At 67.5% G+C, this 21,269-nt stretch carries 23 protein-coding genes; 9 read left to right on the top strand and 14 right to left on the bottom strand.

Annotation, left to right across the window (positions count from 1 at the left end; genetic code table 11):
* Window positions 1–13: 13 nt before the first annotated feature.
* The 8 genes from I5803_RS15980 to I5803_RS15950 form a co-directional block, all read right to left on the bottom strand.
* On the bottom strand, window positions 14–895 hold the full coding sequence (locus I5803_RS15980; RefSeq protein WP_196987321.1) for a cytochrome c oxidase subunit 3: 882 nt from the start codon (window positions 893–895) through the stop codon (window positions 14–16).
* 38 nt (window positions 896–933) lie between these two features.
* Window positions 934–1,107: a DUF2970 domain-containing protein gene (locus I5803_RS15975; protein ID WP_354001675.1), complete on the bottom strand. Its 174-nt coding sequence runs from the start codon at window positions 1,105–1,107 to the stop codon at window positions 934–936.
* Window positions 1,108–1,142: 35 nt separating this feature from the next.
* Window positions 1,143–1,745, bottom strand: a complete 603-nt coding sequence (locus I5803_RS15970) for a cytochrome c oxidase assembly protein (RefSeq protein WP_196987319.1) — start codon at window positions 1,743–1,745, stop codon at window positions 1,143–1,145.
* A gap of 6 nt (window positions 1,746–1,751) precedes the next feature.
* Window positions 1,752–1,868 (bottom strand): cytochrome oxidase small assembly protein, encoded by a 117-nt coding sequence (locus tag I5803_RS22110; protein WP_231402432.1) that lies wholly within the window; start codon window positions 1,866–1,868, stop codon window positions 1,752–1,754.
* 20 nt (window positions 1,869–1,888) lie between these two features.
* Entirely contained in the window at window positions 1,889–3,565 is a 1,677-nt protein-coding gene (gene ctaD / locus I5803_RS15965) for a cytochrome c oxidase subunit I (RefSeq protein ID WP_196987318.1), read from the bottom strand.
* 33 nt (window positions 3,566–3,598) lie between these two features.
* Window positions 3,599–4,768 (bottom strand): cytochrome c oxidase subunit II, encoded by a 1,170-nt coding sequence (gene coxB / locus I5803_RS15960; protein WP_196987317.1) that lies wholly within the window; start codon window positions 4,766–4,768, stop codon window positions 3,599–3,601.
* A 20-nt stretch (window positions 4,769–4,788) separates the two neighbouring features.
* The gene (locus tag I5803_RS15955; RefSeq protein ID WP_196988586.1) at window positions 4,789–5,280 is read right to left on the bottom strand and encodes a DUF2244 domain-containing protein; all 492 of its coding nucleotides are present in this window, start codon (window positions 5,278–5,280) and stop codon (window positions 4,789–4,791) included.
* A 76-nt stretch (window positions 5,281–5,356) separates the two neighbouring features.
* Complete coding sequence (locus tag I5803_RS15950) at window positions 5,357–6,232, bottom strand: methyltransferase domain-containing protein (RefSeq protein ID WP_196987316.1); 876 nt, start codon at window positions 6,230–6,232, stop codon at window positions 5,357–5,359.
* A 20-nt stretch (window positions 6,233–6,252) separates the two neighbouring features.
* On the opposite strand from I5803_RS15950, the gene I5803_RS15945 reads away from it, so the two are divergent.
* From I5803_RS15945 to I5803_RS15935, 3 genes are read left to right on the top strand one after another with little or no spacing between them, the layout of a single operon-like run.
* On the top strand, window positions 6,253–6,807 hold the full coding sequence (locus I5803_RS15945) for a cysteine hydrolase family protein (protein WP_196987315.1): 555 nt from the start codon (window positions 6,253–6,255) through the stop codon (window positions 6,805–6,807).
* Complete coding sequence (locus I5803_RS15940; RefSeq protein WP_354001674.1) at window positions 6,804–7,478, top strand: ComF family protein; 675 nt, start codon at window positions 6,804–6,806, stop codon at window positions 7,476–7,478. Before I5803_RS15945 ends, I5803_RS15940 begins: the two co-directional genes overlap by 4 nt.
* A 16-nt stretch (window positions 7,479–7,494) precedes the next feature.
* Entirely contained in the window at window positions 7,495–7,956 is a 462-nt protein-coding gene (locus I5803_RS15935) for a tRNA (cytidine(34)-2'-O)-methyltransferase (protein WP_196987314.1), read from the top strand.
* Between the two features lie 9 nt (window positions 7,957–7,965).
* Here I5803_RS15935 and I5803_RS15930 read toward each other — a convergent pair whose 3' ends face one another.
* On the bottom strand, window positions 7,966–8,421 hold the full coding sequence (locus tag I5803_RS15930) for a MaoC family dehydratase (protein WP_196987313.1): 456 nt from the start codon (window positions 8,419–8,421) through the stop codon (window positions 7,966–7,968).
* A 28-nt stretch (window positions 8,422–8,449) separates the two neighbouring features.
* Window positions 8,450–9,067 (bottom strand): ParA family protein, encoded by a 618-nt coding sequence (locus tag I5803_RS15925; RefSeq protein WP_196987312.1) that lies wholly within the window; start codon window positions 9,065–9,067, stop codon window positions 8,450–8,452.
* A 65-nt stretch (window positions 9,068–9,132) separates the two neighbouring features.
* Between I5803_RS15925 and kefF the strand changes: the two genes are divergently transcribed.
* The 4 genes from kefF to I5803_RS15905 all read left to right on the top strand — a co-directional run bounded on the left by kefF (window position 9,133) and on the right by I5803_RS15905 (window position 15,506).
* A complete protein-coding gene (kefF, locus tag I5803_RS15920; protein ID WP_435520858.1) occupies window positions 9,133–9,774 on the top strand; it encodes a glutathione-regulated potassium-efflux system oxidoreductase KefF in 642 nt (213 codons plus the stop codon).
* On the top strand, window positions 9,774–11,633 hold the full coding sequence (gene kefC, locus I5803_RS15915; protein WP_196987311.1) for a glutathione-regulated potassium-efflux system protein KefC: 1,860 nt from the start codon (window positions 9,774–9,776) through the stop codon (window positions 11,631–11,633). Before kefF ends, kefC begins: the two co-directional genes overlap by 1 nt.
* A 106-nt stretch (window positions 11,634–11,739) precedes the next feature.
* Window positions 11,740–14,973, top strand: coding sequence for a response regulator (locus I5803_RS15910; protein WP_196987310.1), 3,234 nt, complete (start codon window positions 11,740–11,742; stop codon window positions 14,971–14,973).
* The gene (locus I5803_RS15905) at window positions 14,970–15,506 is read left to right on the top strand and encodes a PAS domain-containing protein (RefSeq protein ID WP_196987309.1); all 537 of its coding nucleotides are present in this window, start codon (window positions 14,970–14,972) and stop codon (window positions 15,504–15,506) included. The genes I5803_RS15910 and I5803_RS15905 overlap by 4 nt, the downstream gene beginning before the upstream one ends.
* Here the strand turns inward: I5803_RS15905 and I5803_RS15900 are convergent.
* Window positions 15,503–16,264, bottom strand: coding sequence for a sulfite exporter TauE/SafE family protein (locus I5803_RS15900; RefSeq protein ID WP_196987308.1), 762 nt, complete (start codon window positions 16,262–16,264; stop codon window positions 15,503–15,505). The two genes, I5803_RS15905 and I5803_RS15900, sit on opposite strands and share 4 nt — an antisense overlap.
* A gap of 83 nt (window positions 16,265–16,347) precedes the next feature.
* On the opposite strand from I5803_RS15900, the gene I5803_RS15895 reads away from it, so the two are divergent.
* Window positions 16,348–17,775, top strand: coding sequence for a cytochrome P450 (locus tag I5803_RS15895; protein WP_196987307.1), 1,428 nt, complete (start codon window positions 16,348–16,350; stop codon window positions 17,773–17,775).
* Here the strand turns inward: I5803_RS15895 and pcaF are convergent.
* The 3 genes from pcaF to I5803_RS15880 are packed head-to-tail and all read right to left on the bottom strand — an operon-like array spanning window position 17,772 to window position 20,354.
* Entirely contained in the window at window positions 17,772–18,977 is a 1,206-nt protein-coding gene (gene pcaF, locus I5803_RS15890; protein ID WP_196987306.1) for a 3-oxoadipyl-CoA thiolase, read from the bottom strand. The genes I5803_RS15895 and pcaF overlap by 4 nt on opposite strands.
* A 31-nt stretch (window positions 18,978–19,008) precedes the next feature.
* Window positions 19,009–19,650, bottom strand: a complete 642-nt coding sequence (locus I5803_RS15885; RefSeq protein ID WP_196987305.1) for a 3-oxoacid CoA-transferase subunit B — start codon at window positions 19,648–19,650, stop codon at window positions 19,009–19,011.
* Entirely contained in the window at window positions 19,647–20,354 is a 708-nt protein-coding gene (locus I5803_RS15880; RefSeq protein ID WP_196987304.1) for a 3-oxoacid CoA-transferase subunit A, read from the bottom strand. The genes I5803_RS15885 and I5803_RS15880 overlap by 4 nt, the downstream gene beginning before the upstream one ends.
* 116 nt (window positions 20,355–20,470) lie before the next feature.
* On the opposite strand from I5803_RS15880, the gene I5803_RS15875 reads away from it, so the two are divergent.
* Window positions 20,471–21,268 (top strand): IclR family transcriptional regulator, encoded by a 798-nt coding sequence (locus tag I5803_RS15875; protein WP_196987303.1) that lies wholly within the window; start codon window positions 20,471–20,473, stop codon window positions 21,266–21,268.
* Window position 21,269: the final 1 nt, after the last annotated feature.

Genomic DNA, 21,269 nt, shown 5'->3' with positions numbered 1-21,269 from the left:
CGTCTTCAGGCGGCTACAACCAGTAGACCAGCGTGTACAGACCCAGCCACACCACGTCCACGAAGTGCCAGTACCAGGCAGCGCCTTCGAAGCCGAAATGGTTCTCCGCGGTGAAATGCCCCTTCATCAGGCGCAGCGTGATGAAGAACAGCATCAACATGCCGATGAACACGTGGAAGCCATGGAAGCCCGTGAGCATGAAGAAGGTCGATCCGTAAGCGCCCGACGTCAGCTTGAGGTTGAGTTCGTGGTACGCGTGGAAATACTCGTAGCCCTGCACGAACAGGAACGTGAGGCCCAGCAGCACGGTGATCCACATGAAGGCGATCGTGCGGCCGCGATGGTTCTCGCGCAGGGCGTGGTGCGCGATGGTGATCGTGACGCCGGAGGACAGGAGCAAGGCGGTATTGATCGTCGGCAGCCAGAACGGCGTCATCGTCGTGAAGGGCTCGATGATGTTGGCCGGCGACGCGGTCGTGCCGGGCGCCATGCTCGGCCACACGGCCTTGAAATCCGGCCACAGGAGCGCGTTGTCGAGTCCTCCGAGGGCGGGCACGGAATGCGAACGCATCCACCAGAGCGCCGTGAAGAACGCGCCGAAGAACATGACTTCCGAGAAGATGAACCAGCTCATGCTCCAGCGGTAGGAGAGGTTCACCTTGTGGCCATACATGCCCGATTCGCTCTCGCCGATCGACTGGCGGAACCACTGGAACAGCACCACGAAAACCCACAGCAGGCCGAAGAACAGCAGGTACTCGCCCCATCCCGCACCGTTCAGCCACTGCGCCGCGCCGAAGATGACGCAAAGCAGGCCGAACGATGCCATCACCGGATGGCGCGACGGCTGGGGCACGAAATAGTAGGGCGTGGTGCCGGGGGTGGTTGAACTCATCTCTGACTCCTGAATTTCCGAATTTTCTGCGTATCTCTTTACGGGGCGACGACCCACCGCACCAGAAGTACCAGTGCGCCGACGAACAATGCGACGCCGACCAGCGCCACGCCGATGATGTGGAACGGGTTCAACCGGCCCTGGTCCTGCTCGTATTCGCTGTTCTTGCGAATCCCGATGAAGGACCACGCCACCGCCTTGACGGTGCGCAAGAAGGATGTCCTGGGTTGCGGCATGGCACCGGCGCTCATGAGCGCGGCTCCGCACGGCCGGCAAGCGCCGCCGTCGGCGCCGCGGGCGTCTTGCCGCCGACTTCGAAGAAGGTGTACGACAAGGTGATCGTCTTCACGTCCTTCGACAATTTGGGGTCGATCACGAAAGCGACCGGCCACTGCTTCTTCTCGCCCGGCTCGAGGGTGTACTGCTGGAAGCAGAAGCATTCGAGCTTGTTGAAATGGGCCGCCGCCTGGTGCGGTGCATAGCTGGGAATCGCCTGCGCGGACATCCGGTGGTCCTGCACGTTGCGGAACTCGTACATGACCGTGGCGAGTTCGCCCGGATGCACCTGCACCGAATTCACGGCGGGCTTGAACTCCCACGGCCCGCGCGCATTCGCGTCGAATTCGACGGTGATGGTGCGGCTCGTATCGACCTGCGTGTTGACCTTGACGTCGGCGCCGGCGGATCCGCCGCCGGGCACCTGGCGCTCCGACAGCGACAGGATGTTGATGCCCGTCACCTCGCAGATGTGCTTGTAAAGCGGGCCGAGCGCGTACCCGAAAGCCGACATGGCGGTGATCACCACCACCAGCTTGCCAGCCATCTTCAGGTTTTCAGTGCGGATCGCCATGGGGACTCAGTGGCCCAGGAGGACCATCTTGACGAAGAAACCGATGAAGAAGACGGCCACGATCGACGCGAGGATGAGCGCCATCCGCAGGTTGGCCTTCTTTTGCTCCGGTGTCAGCGCCATGGCGTCGGTCCCGTCCGGTCTCAGTGGTGCGAGCCCAGCGGATGCTCGGGCTGCACCCGCGCATCCAGGATCTTCGTGGCGGTGATATCGAGCTTGGGAGGCGTCTCGAAGGTGTGGAACGGCGCCGGCGACGGCACTTCCCACTCCAGGCCCTCGGCGCCTTTGCCGTCGGCATCATTCCACGGGCGCTGCGACGCCGGCTCGCCCTTGCCGCGCATGACGGGCAGCACGATCGCGAAGAAGAAATACACCTGCGCCAGGCCGAAGGCGAAACCGCCGAGCGACGCGAGCATGTTGAAGTCCGCGAACTGCATCGGGTAGTCGGCATAGCGGCGCGGCATGCCGGCCAGGCCCAGGAAGTGCATCGGGAAGAACGTGACGTTGAAGGCGATGAGCGACCACCAGAAGTGGATCTTGCCGCGCGTCTCGTTGTACATCACGCCCGTCCACTTGGGCGACCAGTAGTAGAAGCCCGCGAACATCGCGTACAGCGAGCCGGCCACCAGCACGTAGTGGAAGTGGGCGACGACGTAGTAGGTGTCCTGCAGCAGCAGGTCGACCGGAGCCATGGCCAGGATGAGGCCGGTGAAGCCGCCCATGGTGAACACGAAGATGAAGCCGACGGCGAACAGCATCGGGGTTTCGAAGGTCATCGAGCCCTGCCACATCGTCGCGATCCAGTTGAAGATCTTCACGGCCGTGGGCACCGCGATCAGCATCGTCGCGTACATGAAGAACAGCTGGCCCGTCACCGGCATGCCGGTGGTGAACATGTGGTGCGCCCACACGATGAAGGACAGGATCGCGATCGAGGACGTCGCATACACCATGGAGGCGTAGCCGAACAGGCGTTTGCGGGAGAAAGCGGGCACGACCTGGCTGATGATGCCGAAGGCCGGCAGGATCATGATGTAGACCTCGGGGTGGCCGAAGAACCAGAAGATGTGCTGGTACATCACCGGGTCGCCGCCGCCTGCGGGGTTGAAGAACGTCGTGCCGAAGTGGCGGTCCGTCAGCGTCATGGTGATCGCGCCGGCGAGCACGGGCATCACCGCGATCAGCAGGTAGGCGGTGATCAGCCAGGTCCACGAGAACATCGGCATCTTCATCAGCGTCATGCCGGGAGCGCGCATGTTGAGGATGGTGACGATGATGTTGATCGAACCCATGATCGACGAGGCACCGAGGATGTGCATCGCGAAGATGCCGGCGTCCATCGACGGGCCCATCTGCAGCGTGAGCGGCGCGTACAGCGTCCAGCCCGCGGCGGGGGCTCCGCCGGGCATAAAGAACGAGCCGACGAGCATCAGGCCCGCGGGGATCAGCAGCCAGAAGCTGAAGTTGTTCATCCGCGCGAAAGCCATGTCGGCCGCGCCGATCTGCAGCGGGATCATCCAGTTCGCGAAGCCGACGAACGCCGGCATGATCGCGCCGAACACCATGATCAGGCCGTGCATCGTCGTGAGCTGGTTGAACAGCTCCGGGTTCACGAACTGCAGGCCCGGCTGGAACAGCTCCAGGCGGATCAGCATCGCCAGCAGGCCGCCGAACATCAGCATGAAAAAGGAGAACAGCAGGTACAGCGTGCCGATGTCCTTGTGGTTCGTCGCGTAGACCCACCGCCGCCAGCCGGTCGGCGCGTGGTCGTGATGGTCGTGATCGTGGTCGTGTGCGGGATGGTCGAGGACGGCGCTCATATGCTGCTTCCTGGGTATTCGGTTCTGTACTGCTTACTTGCGCTGGGCCAGCACTTCAGCGGGCTGCACCAGCTGGCCGGTGTGGTTGGACCAGTTGTTCTTGGTGAAGCTGATCACGGCCGCGATGTCGGTGTCCGAAAGCTGCTTCCAGGCCGGCATCGCATTGCGGCCATTGAGCACCACCTGGATCTGCTTGGACTTGTCGGCGTCGTTGACGACCGGGGAGCCGTCCAGCGGCAGGATCGGGCCGGCGCCCTTGCCGTTGGGCTGGTGGCAGGCCGCGCAGTTGGCGGCATACACCTTCTCGCCGCGCGCGGTGATGTCGGCGAGCGTCCAGACCTTGGCGGGGTCGTCCTGCAGGGCCGCCATCTTCTTCTTCTCGCCGTCGACCCACTTCGTGTAGTCGGCAGCGGAGAGCACCTTCACGTGGATCGGCATGTAGGCGTGCTCCTTGCCGCAAAGCTCGTAGCACTGGCCGTAGAAATCGCCGGTCTTTTCGCTGCGGAACCACGTGTCGCGCACGAAGCCGGGGATCGCATCCTGCTTGACGCCGAAGGCGGGCACGCCCCAGGCGTGGATCACGTCGTTGGCGGTGGTGATGACGCGAACCTTCTTGTTCACCGGCACCACCAGCGGGTTGTCGACCTTCAGCAGGTAATCGTCGGGCATCGCGCCCTTGGCGCCGTCATTGGACATTTCGCGGTGCGTGCTGTCCAGCGTGGACAGGAAGGAGACGCCCTCGCCTTCGCCCTTGATGTAGTCGTAGCCCCATTTCCACTGGTAGCCGGTCGCCTTGACGGTGAGGTCGGCGTTGGTCGTGTCCTTGGACGCGACGAGCACCTTGGTGGCCGGCAGCGCCATGCCGATCACGATGAGGAAGGGGACGATGGTCCAGATCACCTCGACGGTGACGGACTCGTGGAAGTTGGCCGGCTTGTGGCCCACCGCCTTGCGGTGCTTCCAGATGGAATAGAACATGACGCTGAACACGGCGATGAAGATCACCGTGCAGGCGATCAGCATGAACCAGTGCAGCCAGGCCTGCTCCTCGGCGATGCGGGTGACCGCGGGGTGCAGGTTCAGCTGGCGAACGCCGGGCCCGCCGGGCAGGTCGTTGACCGCATGGGCCGCCGGGCTAAACGCGGCCGCCGCGAACAGCAACGAGGCCAACTGGTAGCCCAACTTGTAGCAATGGCTCTTCATGTTTTTCACTGGCTTCAACCTCAAATCAAACCTGTTTCGCCGCCCGCCCCGCGCAGCGCCCTGCGAATCTCCTGCGCCAGCACCGGGCGCAGTTCGGGGCGCACGTAGCGCCCCACGTTCACCCGCCGCCCCTGGCCCGACAGCTCGATCAGCGAGCGGTCACCGGCGCAAGGCTCGACCCGGACCCAGTCGCGGTTGAACTCCGCGCGCTCCAGGTGTCCGGCATTCTCCAGCTCCACGACCAACTGGCGGCCCTGGAGCGAAATCGTCTCTCCATCGCGCGCATGCCGCGCATACACGAGGAAGGCCACGCCGACCGCCATGAGCTCGGCCCACGCGAACGGCAGCACCATCACGGCGCCGTGGAACCAGAAAACCGTGCCGATCCCGAGCGACACCACGCACAACGAGGCGTACAGCCAGCCCAATTGGGCGGGTGTGACCGAGCAGTTGCGCTTCAAAAACCAGTGGATGTTCTGGCCCTGGACAGTGGCGAAACGAAATAGCGACATCGATGGGTGGCGCTCAAAAATCAACCCGGCATTGTAGCGCGGCTTGCCGGCCTTCCCTCGTGCGGCGAGGCCCGTGTCAGCCTCTTTCACCGCCGCCCCGCTGCAGCATCGTGCGCATGTCGCGCAGCGAGACCGCGCTGTGTTCGCTCATCCGCACCCGCGGCGCGGGTTTCATCGCGTGCCCGTAGATGATCTCGAAGGTGAGCGCCAGCCGGCCGTCGGGCTGCGCGAGCGCGCGCGTGAGCTCTTGCGCCAGGCGCGAGCGCCAGCTCCTGCCGCGCAGCGCGCCAAAGCGCGCCGGATGCAGGTTCGCACCGAGCTCCCGCAATTCTTCCAGGAGCCGCTCCGCGGTCTCCCACGTGAGCGTGATGCGCTCCATGTCCATCACCGGCTCCGCGAATCCCGCCTCCACCAGCATGTCGCCCCAGTCGTGCATGTCGGTGAATTCATGCCCGGCCGGCGGCCAGCCGAGCTCTCGGTAGAGGGCCCGCAACTCGCGCAGCGTGTCCGGGCCCAGGCAGGAGAACATCAGGAAACCGTCAGGCTCCAGCGCCCGGTGCCACTGCGCGATCAACGCCTGCGGCGCCGCCGACATGTGCAGCGCCATGTTGGCCCAGAGCATCTGCACGCTGCCGTCGGGTACCGGGCCGACGCGGATCGCGGGGGCCCCGAGCTTCCACCAGGGCCGCGCGAACCCGGCGGGAAGCGCCGCTTCGTGCGCCACGACGCATTCGGCCCGGGGATACCTCGCCTCCACCAGCGGCTGCGCGGCCATGCCGCCGCGCACCGGTGCCCAGTGCGCCCATGACCGGGGCTCCAGCTTGATCCACTGCAGGCGCTCGGCCATGCGGCGGGCCACTTCGTCATGGAGCCATGGCGAGCGCCGCGGCGCGGCGCGCTCCCAGTGCCGCGCTGCTGCGGGGTCGATGGTGGGCGGGGCGTGCGTGGCCATGGGACGAGTATCCTGCACCCATGAGCAAATTTCCGGATCGCCCGCGTTCGGCGCTACTCGTGATCGACGTCCAGAACGACGTCGTGGCCACCGCGTGGATGCGCACGCAGGTCATCTCCAATATCGCCGAGCTGGTGCGCAAGGCCCGCGCCGCGGGCACGCCCGTGGTCTGGGTCCAGCACTCGGACGACTGGCTGCCCGCCGGCAGCGAACCCTGGCAGATCGTCCCCGAGCTGCAGCCCCTGCCCGGCGAGCCGAGGATCGGCAAGCACTTTCGCAGCTCGTTCGAGGAAACGACCCTCGACGCGCTGCTCGAGGAACTCCGCGTGGGCCGCCTCTTCATCTGCGGCGCGCAGACCAACTTCTGCGTGCGCCACACCACCCATGCGGCGATCGAACGCGGCTACGACGTCACGCTCGTCGCGGACGCCCACACCACGTCGGACGAACCCTGGCAGTCGCGCGTGATCCCCGCCGCCTCCATCGTGGACGAACTGAACCGCGCCTGCATGGACTATCGCCTGCCCTACCGCAGCAGCGGTCTCGTGACGACGGCCGACGCGGACTTCGCGTGATCCCCAGCCAGTGCGCGGTCTGCCGGGCATGGCCCGCGCAACCGGTGTGCGAAGCCTGCATTTCGCGCTTCGCGCAGCCTTCGGCACGCTGCAGCCGCTGCGCCCTGCCCGTTGCGGATGGGATCCGCGAATGCGGCCGCTGCGCCGGCGACCACGGCGCACTTGATGCCTGCCATGCCGCCGTTTCGTACGGATACCCGTGGTCGAACCTGGTCGCGGACTTCAAGTTCTCGGGGCACGCCGCGTGGGCGCGCGCCTTCGCCTTGCTCATGCGCAGCGCGCCGTGGTTCGAGCCGTCGCTGGACGCCGCGGATCTCGTGCTGGCGATGCCGCTCGCGCCCAGGCGCCTGGCCCGGCGCGGCTACAACCAGTCGCTGCTGCTGGCCCGCGCGCTCGCCCCGGCCAAGGCCGATGCCACCCTGCTCGTTCGCGTGCGCGAGACCGCCGAGCAGGCGGCACTCGACCGCCGCGAACGCCTGAAGAACGTGCAGTCGGCCTTCGCCGTGGACCCGATGCGTGTCGCCCAGGTCCGCGGCCGTCGCATCGCGATCGTCGATGACGTGATGACCAGCGGCGCGTCGATGCGGGCCGCGGCCCTGGCCTTGCGACAGGCGGGCGCTCGCCACGTCACGGGCCTGGTGCTCGCGCGCACGGACGATCCCGCGGCCTGACGCGACAATTCGCGGCATGTTCAACATCGTCCTCGTCGAGCCCGAGATCCCGCCCAACACGGGAAACGTGATCCGCCTCGCGGCCAACACGGGCTGCGCCCTGCACCTGGTCGAGCCCCTCGGCTTCTCGATGGACGACAGGCACATGCGCCGCGCGGGCCTGGACTACCACGAGTACGCCGAGGTCAGGCGGTACCTGGATTGGCCCGCGTTCCTCGCGCAGGTGCGACCCGATCCGGGGCGGATGTTCGCGCTCACGACGCACGGCACGCGCGCCGTGCACGACACGGCGTTCCGCCCGGGCGACTGGCTGGTCTTCGGCTCCGAAACCCGTGGCCTGGCCCCGTCCTTGCGCGATTCGTTTCCGGCGGCGCAGCGCCTGCGCCTCCCGATGCGCGAAGGCCAGCGCAGCCTCAACCTGTCGAATGCAGTGGCCGTGACGGTGTTCGAGGCCTGGCGCCAGAACGGATTCGCCTAGGCGGCGTTTTCAGGGGTAGCGCCGGGTGAGCGACTCGGCGACGCACGCGGGCTTGTCGCTTCCCTCGCGCTCGACCGTCACCAGCCAGGTCATCTGAACCCCGCCGTTGTCGATGGGGTCGCAGGCCAGGAGCTTCATGTGACCACGCAGCCGGCTGCCCACGGGCACCGGCGAGGTGAAGCGCACCTTGTTCAGGCCGTAGTTCACGCCCATGCGGCTGTTGCGGATCTCCATCGAGGTCTCGAAGAACTTCGGGATCAGCGACAGGGTGAGGAAGCCGTGGGCGATCGGCCCGCCGAAGGGGCCGGCCTTCGCCTTCTCCACGTCCACGTGGATCCACTGGTGGTCGCCGGTGGCCTGCGCGAACAGGTTCACCTGCTCCTGCGTCACCGTGACCCAGTCGCTCACCGCGACGTCCCGGCCCACGAGCGCGGGCAACTCCGACAAGTCCTGGAGGATTTTCATCGCCCGACTGTAGCAAGCGTGCCGGCGCTTACTTGTCCAGCCAGCGACAGATGCCCTGCCACTGCTCCAGGTCGCGTTCGACACGGCCCGGCGCCACGTCGAACAAGGTAAGGCCGCGGGCCGCCAGGTGGATGTAGTTCTGCGTGTGCCGCAGGTAGCCCAGCACGGGCAGTCCCAGGCTGTCCACGAACTCGTGCAGCTTGTCCGCGGCGATGGTGCGCGGATCGACGCGCATCCCGACAATGCCCACCTGCATCTTCCCGGCCTTGCGGTGCTCGGCGAGCTCGTCGAGAAAGGCGCGTGTCGCGAAGATGTCGAAGATGCTCGGCTGCAGGGGCACGACGACCTTGTCCGCGAGCTGCAGGACGTCCTTGAACATCTTGCCGTGCATCCCGGCCGGCGTGTCCAGCACCACGTGGGACGTGCCCTTGGGCGGGCGCGCGATGTTACCCTCGCCGAAATCCCAGGTGGCGATGGGGCGTGCATTGGGCGGGCGCAAGCCCAGCCAGAGCCGGGAGGACTGCTGGCGATCGGCGTCGCCGAGCATGACGGCATGGCCCTTGCTGGCGTAGTAGCCGGCAATGTTGGTGGCCATCGTCGACTTTCCGACGCCGCCTTTGGGATTGGCTACAACCACGACCGGCATGGACAACCTCTCTCTCCGTTGGGCGGCGTTCGGGGGATGCGGCCGCTTTGCGCTATGTTACAGATATGGATGAGATGACGACAGACGGGCAATCCTCAGGTGTCCTGATCCTCGCGGCGCACCCCAACTGGCGCGAGTCGCGGGTGAACGCCCGCCTGGTCGCGGCCGCGGCCGGCGTTCCGGGCGTCCAGGTGAGGGATCTCTATGCGCTCTACCCCGACTACGACATCGACGTCCCGGCGGAGCAGCGTGCCGTCGAAGCGGCCACGCTGGTCGTGCTCCTGCACCCGATCCAGTGGTACTCCATGCCCGCCCTCTTCAAGCTGTGGCTGGACGAAGTACTCACCTACGGGTGGGCGTACGGCGCCAACGGCGGCGTGCTGCAAGGCAAGGACGTGTGGCTGGTGGCCACCACCGGCGGGCCCGAGAGCTCCTACCACCCGCAAAGCTACAACCGCTACTTCTTCGACGCGTTCCTGCCGCCCTACGAACAGACGGCCGCGCTGTGCGGCATGCGCTTCCTGCCGCCGCTGATGCTGCACGGCGCGAACCGGGCGAGCGAACAGGAGATCGCCGATCACGCGCAGGTGTTCGCGGATCGCCTGCGCACCTATCCGCAGTGGCCGGAGCTGGACGATCTCGAACAATGCCCCGCCTGCGTGGTGCCCCTGACGGACCGCCCCGGCAATTCTCCCGGGACACGCTGATGGAACACGCACCCGCCTGGCTGACCAACAGCCTGATCTATCTCGGCGCGGCGGTGTTCGCCGTTCCCCTGTCGCGCGCGCTCGGGCTGGGCTCGATCATCGGCTACCTCGCGGCGGGCATCGCGATCGGCCCCTGGGGCCTCGCGCTCGTCACCAACGCGCCCGACATCCTCCACTTTGCGGAATTCGGCGTGGTGCTGATGCTGTTCCTCGTGGGCCTGGAACTGGAGCCGCGGCGCCTGTGGAGCCTGCGCCGCCCGATCTTCGGCTGGGGAAGCGCGCAGGTGCTCGGTTGCGCCGCGCTTTTGTGCGTCGCCGCGATGCTGGCCGGCCAGACGTGGCGCGTGAGCCTCGTCGCTGCGCTCGGGCTGGCGCTCTCCTCCACCGCGATCGCGCTGCAGGTGATGGGCGAGCGCAACCTGCTGCCGACCTCCAGCGGGCAGTCGGGCTTTTCCATCCTCCTGTTCCAGGACGTCGCCGCCATTCCCATCCTGGCGCTCCTGCCCCTCCTGGGCGGTGTCGCGGACAACGACGCGGCGGACGCCAACCGCTGGCTGGAAGCCGCGAAGATCGTTGCCGTGATCGGCGGCATCGTGCTGGGCGGCCGGCTGCTGCTGCGCCCCCTTCTGCGCTGGATCGCCAAGAGCAAGACGCCGGAGATCTTCACCGCCGCCTCGCTCCTGCTCGTCGTCGCCATCGCGGCGCTGATGCAACTCGTGGGACTGTCGATGGCATTGGGTGCGTTCCTCGCGGGCGTGCTGCTCGCGGAAAGCGAATACCGCCGCGAACTCGAAACGGACATCGAGCCCTTCAAGGGCCTGCTGCTGGGCCTCTTCTTCATTGCCGTCGGCATGAGCATCGACTTCGGCGTGTTGATGCGCTCGCCCGGCCTGATGGCGGCGGTCGTGATCGGCTTCCTGGCCATCAAGGCCGCGGTGATCTACACGCTGTCCCGGCTGATGGACCTGCCGATGCAGGAGCGGCCGGTGTTCACGCTGCTGCTCGCGCAGGGCGGCGAATTCGCCTTCGTGGTCTTCCAGGCGGCGACGGGCGCCGGCGTGATCGCCCCCGAAACCTCGTCGCTTCTGATCGGCGCCGTGGCGGTTTCGATGCTGCTCAGCCCCGTCATCCTTGTCGCCGTGGACAAGCTGCTGCTGCCCCGCTGGGCCAACTGCAACGTGCCGAAGCTCGCGGAGATCAGCGAGCAGCAGCACGCGCCCATCATCATCGCGGGCTTCGGGCGCTACGGCCAGATCATCGGGCGCCTGCTGGGCGCGCAAGGCCTCGGCGCGACGGTGCTGGACCACGATGCGGACATGATCGAGGCCGCGCGGTCCTTCGGCTACAAGGTCTTCTACGGCGACGCCACGCGCCTGGACCTGCTGCGCACCGCGGGCGCGGAGACGGCGAAGATCCTCATGATCGCCGTCGACGACAAGGAGCAGTCGCTCGCCATCGTCGATCTCGCGCGCGAACACTTCCCGCACCTCGAACTGATCGTGCGGGCCAAGGACGTGACGCACTGGAACGAATTGCGCGACCGCGGCGTGATGCATGTCGAGCGGGAACTGTTCGAGTCCAGCCTGCGCAGCGCCCGGTCGGTGCTGGAGGCGCTCGGCTACGCGCCGCACGAGGCGCGCGCCCACGCGATGCGCTTTCGCCGCCACAACCTGGAACTCTTCGAGCAGATGTATCCGCACCGCAAGGACCGCGCGAAGCTGATCGCGGTCATCAAGCAGGGCCGCGCGCAGCTGGAGGAGCAGATGGCGCAGGAACGCGCCGAGCGCGAGAAACGCCGCATCGAGAGCCGGTCGCGGCCCGCCGGCTGGGGCAGCGAAGACGCCGCCGGCGGCGACTGACGCCCGGGGCCCTGCGCCAAATCACTAGCGCCGCTAGGCATTTTGCTTAAGCCCCGAGGGGGCGCCGATGGTCTCATGGCAGCTTCCCAACGCGCCAGAGACCTTCATGGACCGTGCCCAGGACCTCTCCGAACCGCCGGCCGCGACCGGCTACGAACCTGCCCCGCAGGAGGAGCTGGCGCGTCAGCACCATGCCTACGAGATGCTGGTGTCAACGCTCGATGCCACCAGCGACGGCATCCTCTCGTTGAAATACGCGGACGAATCGGTCTACTTCAACATCCGCTTCGCGCAGTTGTGGCACGTGCCCGAGGAGCGGCTGGGCGAGCTGGACAGCCAGGCCCTGGCCGAGTTCATGGCCAGCCAGGTACGCGAGCCGCAGGAATACCTCGCGCACGTGCAGCGGCGTCGCGCCAATCCTCATGCCGAAGACCTGAGCCTCATCGAATTGAAGGACGGCCGGGTGCTGGAGCGCCACGTGGTGCCCCAGAGAAGCCATGGCAAATGCATCGGCAGCGTGATCACCTTCCGCGACGTGACGCAGCGGCTGCGCTACGAGGAAAAGATGCTGTTCAACCAGCAGGTACTCGAGAATTCCGGCCCGATGTTCTGGGTGGACCGCGACAGCCAGACGATCGCGTACGTCAACCCCGCTGCCTGCCGCCACCTGGGCTATGCCAGGTCCGAGCTGCTGGCCATGCGCGTACCGGATTTCGATCCGTTCTATGGCGCCGAGGAAGACCGGCGCGTCGTGGCGGCGCTGGCCTCCGGCCAGGGTTCGGTGGAGATCTCCAGCCGCCACCGCCGCAAGGACGGCAGCCTGCGCGACGTGGACCTCGCGATCTTCCTCACGGAACATGCGGACCGCGCCGTCTACATCGTCACGGTCAAGGACGTCACGGAGCAGAAGGCGGCGGAGCAGGCGAAAAAGCGGCAGGACGCGACCCTGGAGTCGCTGATCAATTCGATCTCCGACCTGATCTTCTACAAGGACCGCGAAGGGCGCTACATCGGCTGCAACACGGCTTACGCGGCGGTGGTGGGCCGGCCGGTCGCGGACATCCGCGGCCACACGTGCCGCGACCTCTTCGATGCCGACACGGCCGAGGCGATGGAGGCGCGCGACGACCTGTCGATCCGCATGGAGCGCGAACAGTCGGCCGAGCACTGGCTGCGCATGCCTGACGGCCAGATGGCCCTGTACGACACGCTCGTCTCGCCGCTGTGGGACGAGTACGGCGAGCGCCAGGGCCTGCTCGGCATCTGCCGCAACATCACCGAGCGGCGCAAGGTCGAGGAGGAGGTGCGCCGTGCCAAGGAGATCGCCGAGGAGGCGACGCGCATGAAGTCGGACTTCCTCGCGAACATGAGCCACGAGATCCGCACGCCGATGAACGCCATCATCGGCCTGTCGCACCTCGTGCTGAAAACCGACCTGTCGCAGCGCCAGCGCGACTACATCGCCAAGGTACAGACATCGGGCCAGCACCTGCTGGGCGTGATCAACGACATCCTGGACTTCTCCAAGGTGGAGGCCGGCAAGCTCGATCTCGAGAACACGGACTTCGAGCTCGACCGCCTGCTGGACAACACGAGCAGCCTGATCAGCGAGAAGTGCCACGCGAAAGGACTGGAGCTGGTGTTCGACGTCGCGCCCGACGTCCCGGCCAACCTGGTGGGCGATTCGCTTCGCCTCGGGCAGATCCTGCTCAACTACGCGAACAACGCGGTCAAGTTCACCGACAAGGGTGAGATCGTGGTCTCCATCCGCGCGAGCGAGCGCACCGCCTCGCACGTGCTGCTGCATTTTCGCGTGCAGGACACGGGCATCGGCCTCACCCCGGAGCAGGCGTCCCGCCTGTTCCAGAGCTTCTCGCAGGCCGACACCTCCACCACGCGCCGCTTCGGCGGCACGGGCCTCGGCCTTGCCATCTCCAAAAAGCTCGCACAGCTGCTGGGTGGGGACGTCGGCGTGGAAAGCGAGCATGGCAAGGGAAGCTGTTTCTGGTTCAGCGCGCGCCTGGGCATCGGGACGGCGGTCAGGCGCGAGTTCGTGCCGAACCCGGACCTGCGCGGGCGCCGCGCACTGGTGGTGGACGACAACGCGCACGCAAGGGCATCCATCGTGGACATGCTCCAGGGCATGACGTTCCTCGTGGAAGAAGCCGCCTCCGGAGCCAAAGCCGTGGACATGGTGCAAGATGCGGCCCGCGGCGGAAAGCCCTACGACGTCGTGTACCTCGACTGGCGCATGCCGGGCCTGGACGGCATGGAAACCGCACGCCGGATACGCGCGCTCGGCCTCGCTTCGCCGCCGATGTTCCTGATGGTCACGGCGTACGGCCGCGAGGAAGTCCTGAAGGAAGCCGAGTCCGCCGGCATCCAGACCGTGCTCGTGAAGCCCGTGAGCCCGTCGGTGCTGTTCGACACCACCGTCGGCGTGCTGGGCGGCAACCGCGTGCCGCTCGCGCCCGCCGGCGGCGCCGTCAAGGACCTGCGCCTCGCGCCGGTCCGCGGGGCGCGTGCCCTGCTGGTGGAAGACAACGACATCAACCAGCAGGTCGCGCGCGAACTGCTCGAGGAAGCCGGCCTCGTCGTGGACGTCGCCGAGAACGGGCTGGAAGCCCTGCGCGCGGTGCAGCAGACGTCCTACGACATCGTCTTCATGGACATGCAGATGCCGGTGATGGACGGCGTCACCGCGACGGTGGCGATCCGCAGAATCGAGCGCCTGTCCGCATTGCCCGTCGTCGCGATGACCGCGAATGCGATGGAGCAGGACAGGCGCAAGTGCCGCGACGCCGGCATGAACGACTTCGTGGTGAAGCCGATCGACCCCGAGGAACTCACCGCGGTGCTGCTTCGCTGGGCGCGGCCGGGCCGCGCGCGGCCCGGCGCGTCCACCCCTGTTGCGCGTCCGGCCGCCTCCTCGCCGCGCGCCGCGGACAACGACTTGCCGGACGGCATCGCCGGGCTGGACACGCGCGCCGGGCTGTCGCGCATGCTGGGCAAGAAGCCGCTCTACATCGCGATGCTCCACCGTTACCTCGCGGGACAGGCGCCACTCGTGCGCGACCTGCGGCAAGCCCTGGCAACGGGGGACTTCCCAACGGCCGAGCGGCTGGCGCACACGGCCAAGGCCGTGGCCGGCACCATCGGCGCGACGACCGTCCAGGATCGCGCGGCCGCGCTGGAGTCGGCGTTGCACGACCGCCGCGCCGCGGGGGAGATCGAGGCGCTGCTGGCGCAGCTCGAAGCACCCCTGCAGGAACTGCTGGGCGGATTGCGCGCCTTCCTCGTGCGGGACCCGGCGGCAGCGCGCGAGGAGGCCGTCGCATGAATGAGCTCGTCGAACGGACCGAGGTGCTCCCCGACCTCGTCAACCGCCTCACGCGTGAACTGTCCGAACTGCGCCGCGAGAGTGCCGCTGTTGCACGCAAGCTGAGCACGACCGCCCGGACCCTGGAAGGCCGGACGCAGGAGTTGACGGAGGCGCGCGCCGCCGTGGCCCTGCTGCTGGCAACGCTCGACGCCACCACCGACGGCATCATCGCGATGGGCCACTTCGGCCGCGCGATGCACTACAACGAGCGCTTCGTGCAGATGTGGCGGATCGCACCCGACAAATTGCCCACGCTGAGCGACAGCGCGCTGCTCGCGATGCAGCTCGCGCAGGTGAAGGATCCCGCCGGTTTCCTGGCGCTCGCCGAAGCGTGCAAGGCGTCGCCGGAGCGCGAGCAGTCGAGCCTGGTCCACATGACCGACGGGCGCGTGCTGCAGTGCAGGGTGATGCCGCAACGCGTGCGCGGCAAGCGCGTGGGGACCGTCACCAGCTACCGCGACGTGACCGACCGTCACGGGCCGGGCGCCTAGCGCGCGAGGAATCCGTCCCACACGAGCTTGCAGCCGGTGAGGAACATGCCGAGGTACACGAGCCGGTAGAAGAGCGCGGGCTTCACGCGGCGCGCCAGGCGCACGCCCATCATGACGCCGATCGGCGCGAAAGGCAGCAGCGCCAGCGAGGTCGCGAGGTTGCGCGTGTCGAGCAGGCCGAGCCACGCATACGGAATCCACTTGCTCAGGTTGATGACGAAGAAGAACACCGCGAAGGTGGCGGCGAAGGTGAGCGGAGGCAGCCTCAGCGGGATCGCATAAGCCGAGAGCGGCGGGCCTCCGGCATGCGAGATGAAACTGGTGAAGCCCGACGCCACCGTGAGGATGGCGCCGAGCCAGCGCGGTGGCGGGGCGCTGTCGGGACGGGGCGGGAACAACAGGCGTTGCGCCAGGAAGACCAGCGTGAACACGCCGACGATGCCGGCGACCACGCGCGGATCCAGCACCCGGAACAGCGAGGCGCCGACGACGGTGCCGAGCAGGCCGAAGGGAAGCAGGAACCTGATCAGCGGCCAGTCCACGTCCTTGCGCAGGGCCGTGACGCTCATGAGGTCCATCAGCAGCAACACCGGCATGAGCATCGCGGCGGCTTCCGGCACGGTGACGGCCAGCGCCATCAGCGGCACGGCGAGCGAGCCGAACCCCGCGCCGAACCCGCTCTTGCTGATCCCGAGAAGGAGCACCGCGGGGATCGCGACGGCGTAGAAGAACGGATCGGTGACGAGCGGAAAATTCAAGGCAGCCCGATTGTCGCAGCCGGCGGAAAGCCTACACTGCGCCTGTTCGACGAGGAGATCACCATGAAGACGGAACACATCGCGTGAGCGATCCCGCCGCCATCGCCGCCGGGCGCCGCTTCGAAGACCTGCCGGGCCCGCCGGGCATTCCCGTGCTGGGCAACAGCCTGCAGGTCACCGTGCCGCGCATCCACCAGGACCTCGAGCGCTGGGCGCGCGAGTTCGGGCCGATGTATCGCATCAAGCTCGGTCCGCGCCGCATGCTGATCCTCTCGGACCCCCAGGTCATCACGAGCGTGCTGCGCGAACGCCCGCACGCCTTCCGCCGCCCGCATCGCAGCCGCGACATCGCCAGGGAGATGGGCTTGAAGCCCGGTCTCTTCGCGGCCGAGGGCGAGCTCTGGCGCAACCAGCGCCGTATGGTGATGGCGAGCTTTTCGCCCGCCAACGTGCGCGCGTACTTTCCGTCGCTCCAGAAGGTCACCTTGCGGCTGCAGGGCCGCTGGGAGGCGGCCGCACGCGCAGGCGCGGCGATCGACCTGCAGGCCGACCTCATGCGCTACACGGTCGACACGATCTCGGGCCTCGCCTTCGGCACGGACGTGAACACGCTCGAGTCCGACGACGACGTGATCCAGCGGCACCTCGACAAGATCTTCCCCGCGTTGTTCCGGCGCATCTTCTCGATGTTCCCGTACTGGCGCTACGTGCGCCGCGCGGCGGACCGCCAGCTCGACGAGAGCGTGCGGGAGATCAACCTGGCCATCGACGGGTTCATCGCCCATGCGCGCGAACGCCTGCGCGTCGACCCGGCGCTGCGCGAGCGGCCGTCCAACCTGCTGGAGGCGATGATCGTCGCCGCCGACGAACCGGGCAGCGGGCTGGACGACAAGGACGTCGCCGGCAATGTGACGACCATGCTGCTCGCGGGCGAAGACACCACCGCCAACACGCTCGCCTGGATGATCCACCTGCTGCATCGCAACCCGCAGGCGCTGCAGCGCGCCCGCGACGAGGTGCGCCGCCTCGCGCCGGACCCGCATGCCTTCACGGCGGAGCAGATGGCGTCGCTCGACTACCTGGAAGCCTGCGCGAACGAGACCATGCGCCTGAAGCCGGTCGCGCCGAACCTTCCCGTCGAAGCCGTGCAGGACACGGTCGTCGGCGGCGTCGCGGTGCCCGCGAACACCCTCATCTGGTCCGTGCTTCGTCACGCGACCATGGACGACAGGCACTTTCCCGAGCCCGCGCGATTCATCCCGGAACGATGGCTGGAGGCGGGGTCCGGCGAGCAGGCGCCCGCGTCTGCCAAGCGCGTCGCGATGCCGTTCGGCAGCGGCCCGCGCGTGTGCCCGGGTCGCTATCTCGCGATGCTGGAGATCAAGATGGCGATGGCGATGCTGCTGGCGCGCTTCGACATCGAGGGCGTGGACGCGCCGGGCGGCGGTGAAGCCGAGGAACTCCTCGCGTTCACGATGTCGCCCGTGGGCCTGACGATGCGCCTGCGCTAGACGCGTTCGAGGATCACCGCGATGCCCTGCCCCACGCCGATGCACATGGTGCACAGCGCGTAGCGGCCCTTGACCTTGTGCAGCTGGTTCACCGCGGTGGTGGCCAGGCGTGCGCCCGACGCGCCGAGCGGGTGTCCGAGCGCGATCGCGCCGCCGTTCGGGTTCACACGCGCGTCGTCGTCCTTCAGGCCCAGCATGCGCAGGACGGCCAGGCCTTGCGCCGCGAAGGCTTCGTTCAGTTCGATCACGTCCAGCTGGTCCAGCGTGATGCCGGTGAGCGCCAGCACCTTCTGCGTGGCCGGCGCGGGTCCGATGCCCATCACGCGCGGCGGCACGCCGGCGGTGGCCATGCCCACGATGCGCGCACGCGGCGTGAGCCCGTATTTCGCGGCGGACGCTTCATCGGCGATGAGCAATGCGCAAGCGCCGTCGTTCACGCCGCTCGCGTTGCCGGCCGTCACGGTGCCATCGGGACGCACCACGCCCTTCAGTTTGGCCAGCGCCTCCATGCTCGTCTCCCGCGGGTGTTCGTCCTTCGCCACGACGATCGCCTCGCCCTTTTTCTGCGGGATGGTGACGGGCGTGATCTCGCCATCGAAGAAGCCCGCCTGCTGCGCCGCGACGGCCTTCAGCTGCGACGCAAGCGCCATGCGGTCCTGCGCCTCGCGCTCGATCCTGTAATCGATGGCCACGTTCTCCGCGGTCTCGGGCATGGAGTCGACGCCGTGCATCTCCTTCATGAGCTTGTTGACGAAGCGCCAGCCGATGGTGGTGTCATACACCGCGTTGTTGCGGGAGAAGGCGCTCTCGGCCTTGGGCATGACGAAGGGCGCGCGGCTCATGCTCTCGACGCCGCCCGCGATCATCATCGTGGCTTCGCCGGCCTTGATGGCGCGTGCGGCGGTGCCCACCGCGTCGAGCCCGGAGCCGCACAGGCGGTTCACGGTCGCGCCGGGCAGCTCCACCGGCAGGCCGGCGAGGAGGCTGGCCATGCGCGCGACGTTGCGGTTGTCCTCCCCGGCCTGGTTGGCGCAGCCGTAGATCACGTCGGTCACCGCCTGCCAGTCGACGCGCGGGTTGCGCGCCATCAGCGCGCGCAGCGGGATCGCGCCGAGGTCGTCGGTGCGGATGGAGGACAGGGCGCCGCCGTAGCGGCCGAAAGGCGTGCGGATCGCGTCGCAGATGAAGGCTTGCTGGGACATGGTGTGGCTTTCCAGGATGTCAGGTGGCGTATCAGGCCGCGATCGGCAGGCCGACGAGGCGTTCGAGTTCCGCGTGTTCGAGTCCCTCCACCTTGTCGACCAGGCGCAGGCCCTGGGGCGTGCAGTCGAGCGTGGCGAGGTCCGAATAGATGCGCTTCACGCAGGCGATGCCGGTGAGCGGGTAGCCGCAGGTCGCGACGACCTTGCTCTCGCCCTTCTTGGTGAGCAGGTCCATCATCACCCAGGTCTGCTTGGCGCCGATCGCGAGGTCCATCGCGCCGCCGACCGCGGGGATCGCATCCTTCTCGCCGGTGTGCCAGTTCGCCAGGTCGCCGGTGGCCGACACCTGGAACGCGCCGAGCACGCAGATGTCCAGGTGGCCGCCGCGCATCATCGCGAAGCTGTCCGCGTGGTGGAAGAAGGCGCCGCCCGGCAGCAGCGTGACGGGTTGCTTGCCGGCGTTGATCAAGTCGTAGTCCTCGTGGCCCGCGGCGGGCGCGGGGCCCATGCCGAGGATGCCGTTCTCGCTGTGGAGGATCACTTCGATGCCGGCCGGCAGGTGGTTGGCCACGAGCGTGGGCATGCCGATGCCCAGGTTGACATAGGCGCCGTCGTGGATGTCGCGGGCCACGCGCTGCGCGAGCTGGTCCTTGGTGCGTTTCGTATAGCTCATGCCGTCGCTCCCTGCTTGAAACCGCCGGCCTGCGTCGCGACGCGCGCGACCTTGACGATCCTGCTCACGAAGATGCCGGGGGTGACGATGTGTTCCGGGTCGAGCTGCCCGAGCTCGACGATGTCGTGCACGGTCGCGATGGTGCGCTTCGCGCCCATGGCCATCACCGGTCCGAAGTTGCGCGCCGCCATGCGGTAGGTGAGGTTGCCCCAGCGGTCGCCCCGTTCGGCCTTGATCAACGCGACGTCGCCATAGATCGGGTGCTCCAGCACGTACGGCCTGCCGTTGATCTCGCGCGTTTCCTTGCCCTTCGCGAGCTCGGTGCCGTAGCCGGTCGGCGAGAAGAACGCGCCGATGCCGGCGCCGGCCGCGCGGATGCGCTCGGCGAGGTTGCCCTGCGGCACGAGCTCGAGCTCGAGCTTGCCGCTGCGGTACAGCTCGTCGAAGACGAAGCTGTCGGCCTGGCGCGGAAAGCTGCAGATGATCTTGCGCACGCGCCCGGCCTTGAGCAGCGCGGCCAGCCCCTGGTCGCCGTTGCCCGCGTTGTTGTTCACGACGGTGAGCTCGCGCGCGCCCTGCTCGATGAGTCCGGCGATGAGTTCGTTGGGGATGCCGGCGGTGCCGAAGCCGCCAATCATCACGGTGGCGCCGTCGGCGATGCCTTCGAGCGCCTCGGCCACGGAGGCGGCGATCTTGTCGATCATCGGATGTCTTCCAGAATGTGTGCGCAGGCGCCTCGCGGCGCTTGCCAACTGTCTCTCAGATTGTTCTAATAGTGAACAACTGTTCGTCTATTGAATTTTAGGTCCAAATCCATCCCATGGCAATTTCCCAGAACGAGGGCGTGCTCAAGCCCGGCGACAGCTACGTGCAGTCGTTCGCACGCGGGCTGGACGTCATCCGCTCGTTCAGCGCCGCCGCGCCGCGGCAAACCCTGACCGAAGTCGCCGGGCGCGCCGGACTCACCCGCGCCGGCGCGCGGCGCATCCTGCTCACCCTGCAGACCCTGGGCTACGTGGAGAGCGACGGCAAGCTCTTTTCGCTCACGCCGCGCATCCTCGACCTGGGCTTTGCGTACCTGTCCTCGATGCCGATCTGGAACCTGGCGGAGCCCGTGATGGAAGCCCTGGTCGAGCAGGTAAAGGAATCCTGCTCGGCCGCGGCGCTGGACGGCAACGACATCGTCTACGTGCTGCGCGTGCCCACGCGGAAGATCATGAGCATCGGGCTCGGGGTCGGTTCGCGCCTGCCGGCGTACTGCACGTCGATGGGCCGCATGCTCCTGGCCGGGCTGTCCGACGAAGAAGCCGTGCGCCGCCTGCGTGCGTCGAAGCGCTCCCAGCTCACGCGGCACACGCTGACGGACGTCGACGCGCTTCTCGCCAAGGTGCAACAGGCGCGAAAGCAGGGCTGGTGCCAGGTCAACCAGGAACTGGAGGAAGGCCTCGTCTCCATTGCGGCGCCGGTCACCAACCGGTCGGGCCGCATGGTGGCCGCGCTCAACATCAGCGGGCAGGCCAACCGCAGCAGCCCCAAGCTCATGCAGGAGACGATGCTTCCCGCGCTGCTCGAGGCGGCGCAGACCATCTCGCACCTGCTCGGCACGCAGCCCAGCTGAG

It is taken from the genome of Caenimonas aquaedulcis (assembly GCF_015831345.1).
In the GTDB taxonomy this organism is placed as follows: Bacteria; Pseudomonadota; Gammaproteobacteria; order Burkholderiales; family Burkholderiaceae_C; genus Ramlibacter; species Ramlibacter aquaedulcis.
This window is presented reverse-complemented; position numbering and strand designations above follow the sequence as displayed.

Coding starts and splice junctions, on each gene's coding strand:
- I5803_RS15910 (WP_196987310.1), top strand. CDS start 11,740: ATGGACCGTGCCCAGGACCTCTCCGAACCGCCGGCCGCGACCGGCTAC.
- I5803_RS15925 (WP_196987312.1), bottom strand. CDS start 9,067: ATGCCGGTCGTGGTTGTAGCCAATCCCAAAGGCGGCGTCGGAAAGTCG.
- I5803_RS15955 (WP_196988586.1), bottom strand. CDS start 5,280: ATGTCGCTATTTCGTTTCGCCACTGTCCAGGGCCAGAACATCCACTGG.
- coxB (WP_196987317.1), bottom strand. CDS start 4,768: ATGAAGAGCCATTGCTACAAGTTGGGCTACCAGTTGGCCTCGTTGCTG.
- kefC (WP_196987311.1), top strand. CDS start 9,774: ATGGAACACGCACCCGCCTGGCTGACCAACAGCCTGATCTATCTCGGC.
- kefF (WP_435520858.1), top strand. CDS start 9,133: ATGGATGAGATGACGACAGACGGGCAATCCTCAGGTGTCCTGATCCTC.
- I5803_RS15980 (WP_196987321.1), bottom strand. CDS start 895: ATGAGTTCAACCACCCCCGGCACCACGCCCTACTATTTCGTGCCCCAG.
- I5803_RS15905 (WP_196987309.1), top strand. CDS start 14,970: ATGAATGAGCTCGTCGAACGGACCGAGGTGCTCCCCGACCTCGTCAAC.
- I5803_RS15970 (WP_196987319.1), bottom strand. CDS start 1,745: ATGGCGATCCGCACTGAAAACCTGAAGATGGCTGGCAAGCTGGTGGTG.
- I5803_RS15950 (WP_196987316.1), bottom strand. CDS start 6,232: ATGGCCACGCACGCCCCGCCCACCATCGACCCCGCAGCAGCGCGGCAC.
- I5803_RS22110 (WP_231402432.1), bottom strand. CDS start 1,868: ATGGCGCTGACACCGGAGCAAAAGAAGGCCAACCTGCGGATGGCGCTC.
- I5803_RS15880 (WP_196987304.1), bottom strand. CDS start 20,354: ATGATCGACAAGATCGCCGCCTCCGTGGCCGAGGCGCTCGAAGGCATC.
- I5803_RS15875 (WP_196987303.1), top strand. CDS start 20,471: ATGGCAATTTCCCAGAACGAGGGCGTGCTCAAGCCCGGCGACAGCTAC.
- I5803_RS15930 (WP_196987313.1), bottom strand. CDS start 8,421: ATGAAAATCCTCCAGGACTTGTCGGAGTTGCCCGCGCTCGTGGGCCGG.
- ctaD (WP_196987318.1), bottom strand. CDS start 3,565: ATGAGCGCCGTCCTCGACCATCCCGCACACGACCACGATCACGACCAT.
- I5803_RS15885 (WP_196987305.1), bottom strand. CDS start 19,650: ATGAGCTATACGAAACGCACCAAGGACCAGCTCGCGCAGCGCGTGGCC.
- I5803_RS15945 (WP_196987315.1), top strand. CDS start 6,253: ATGAGCAAATTTCCGGATCGCCCGCGTTCGGCGCTACTCGTGATCGAC.
- pcaF (WP_196987306.1), bottom strand. CDS start 18,977: ATGTCCCAGCAAGCCTTCATCTGCGACGCGATCCGCACGCCTTTCGGC.
- I5803_RS15935 (WP_196987314.1), top strand. CDS start 7,495: ATGTTCAACATCGTCCTCGTCGAGCCCGAGATCCCGCCCAACACGGGA.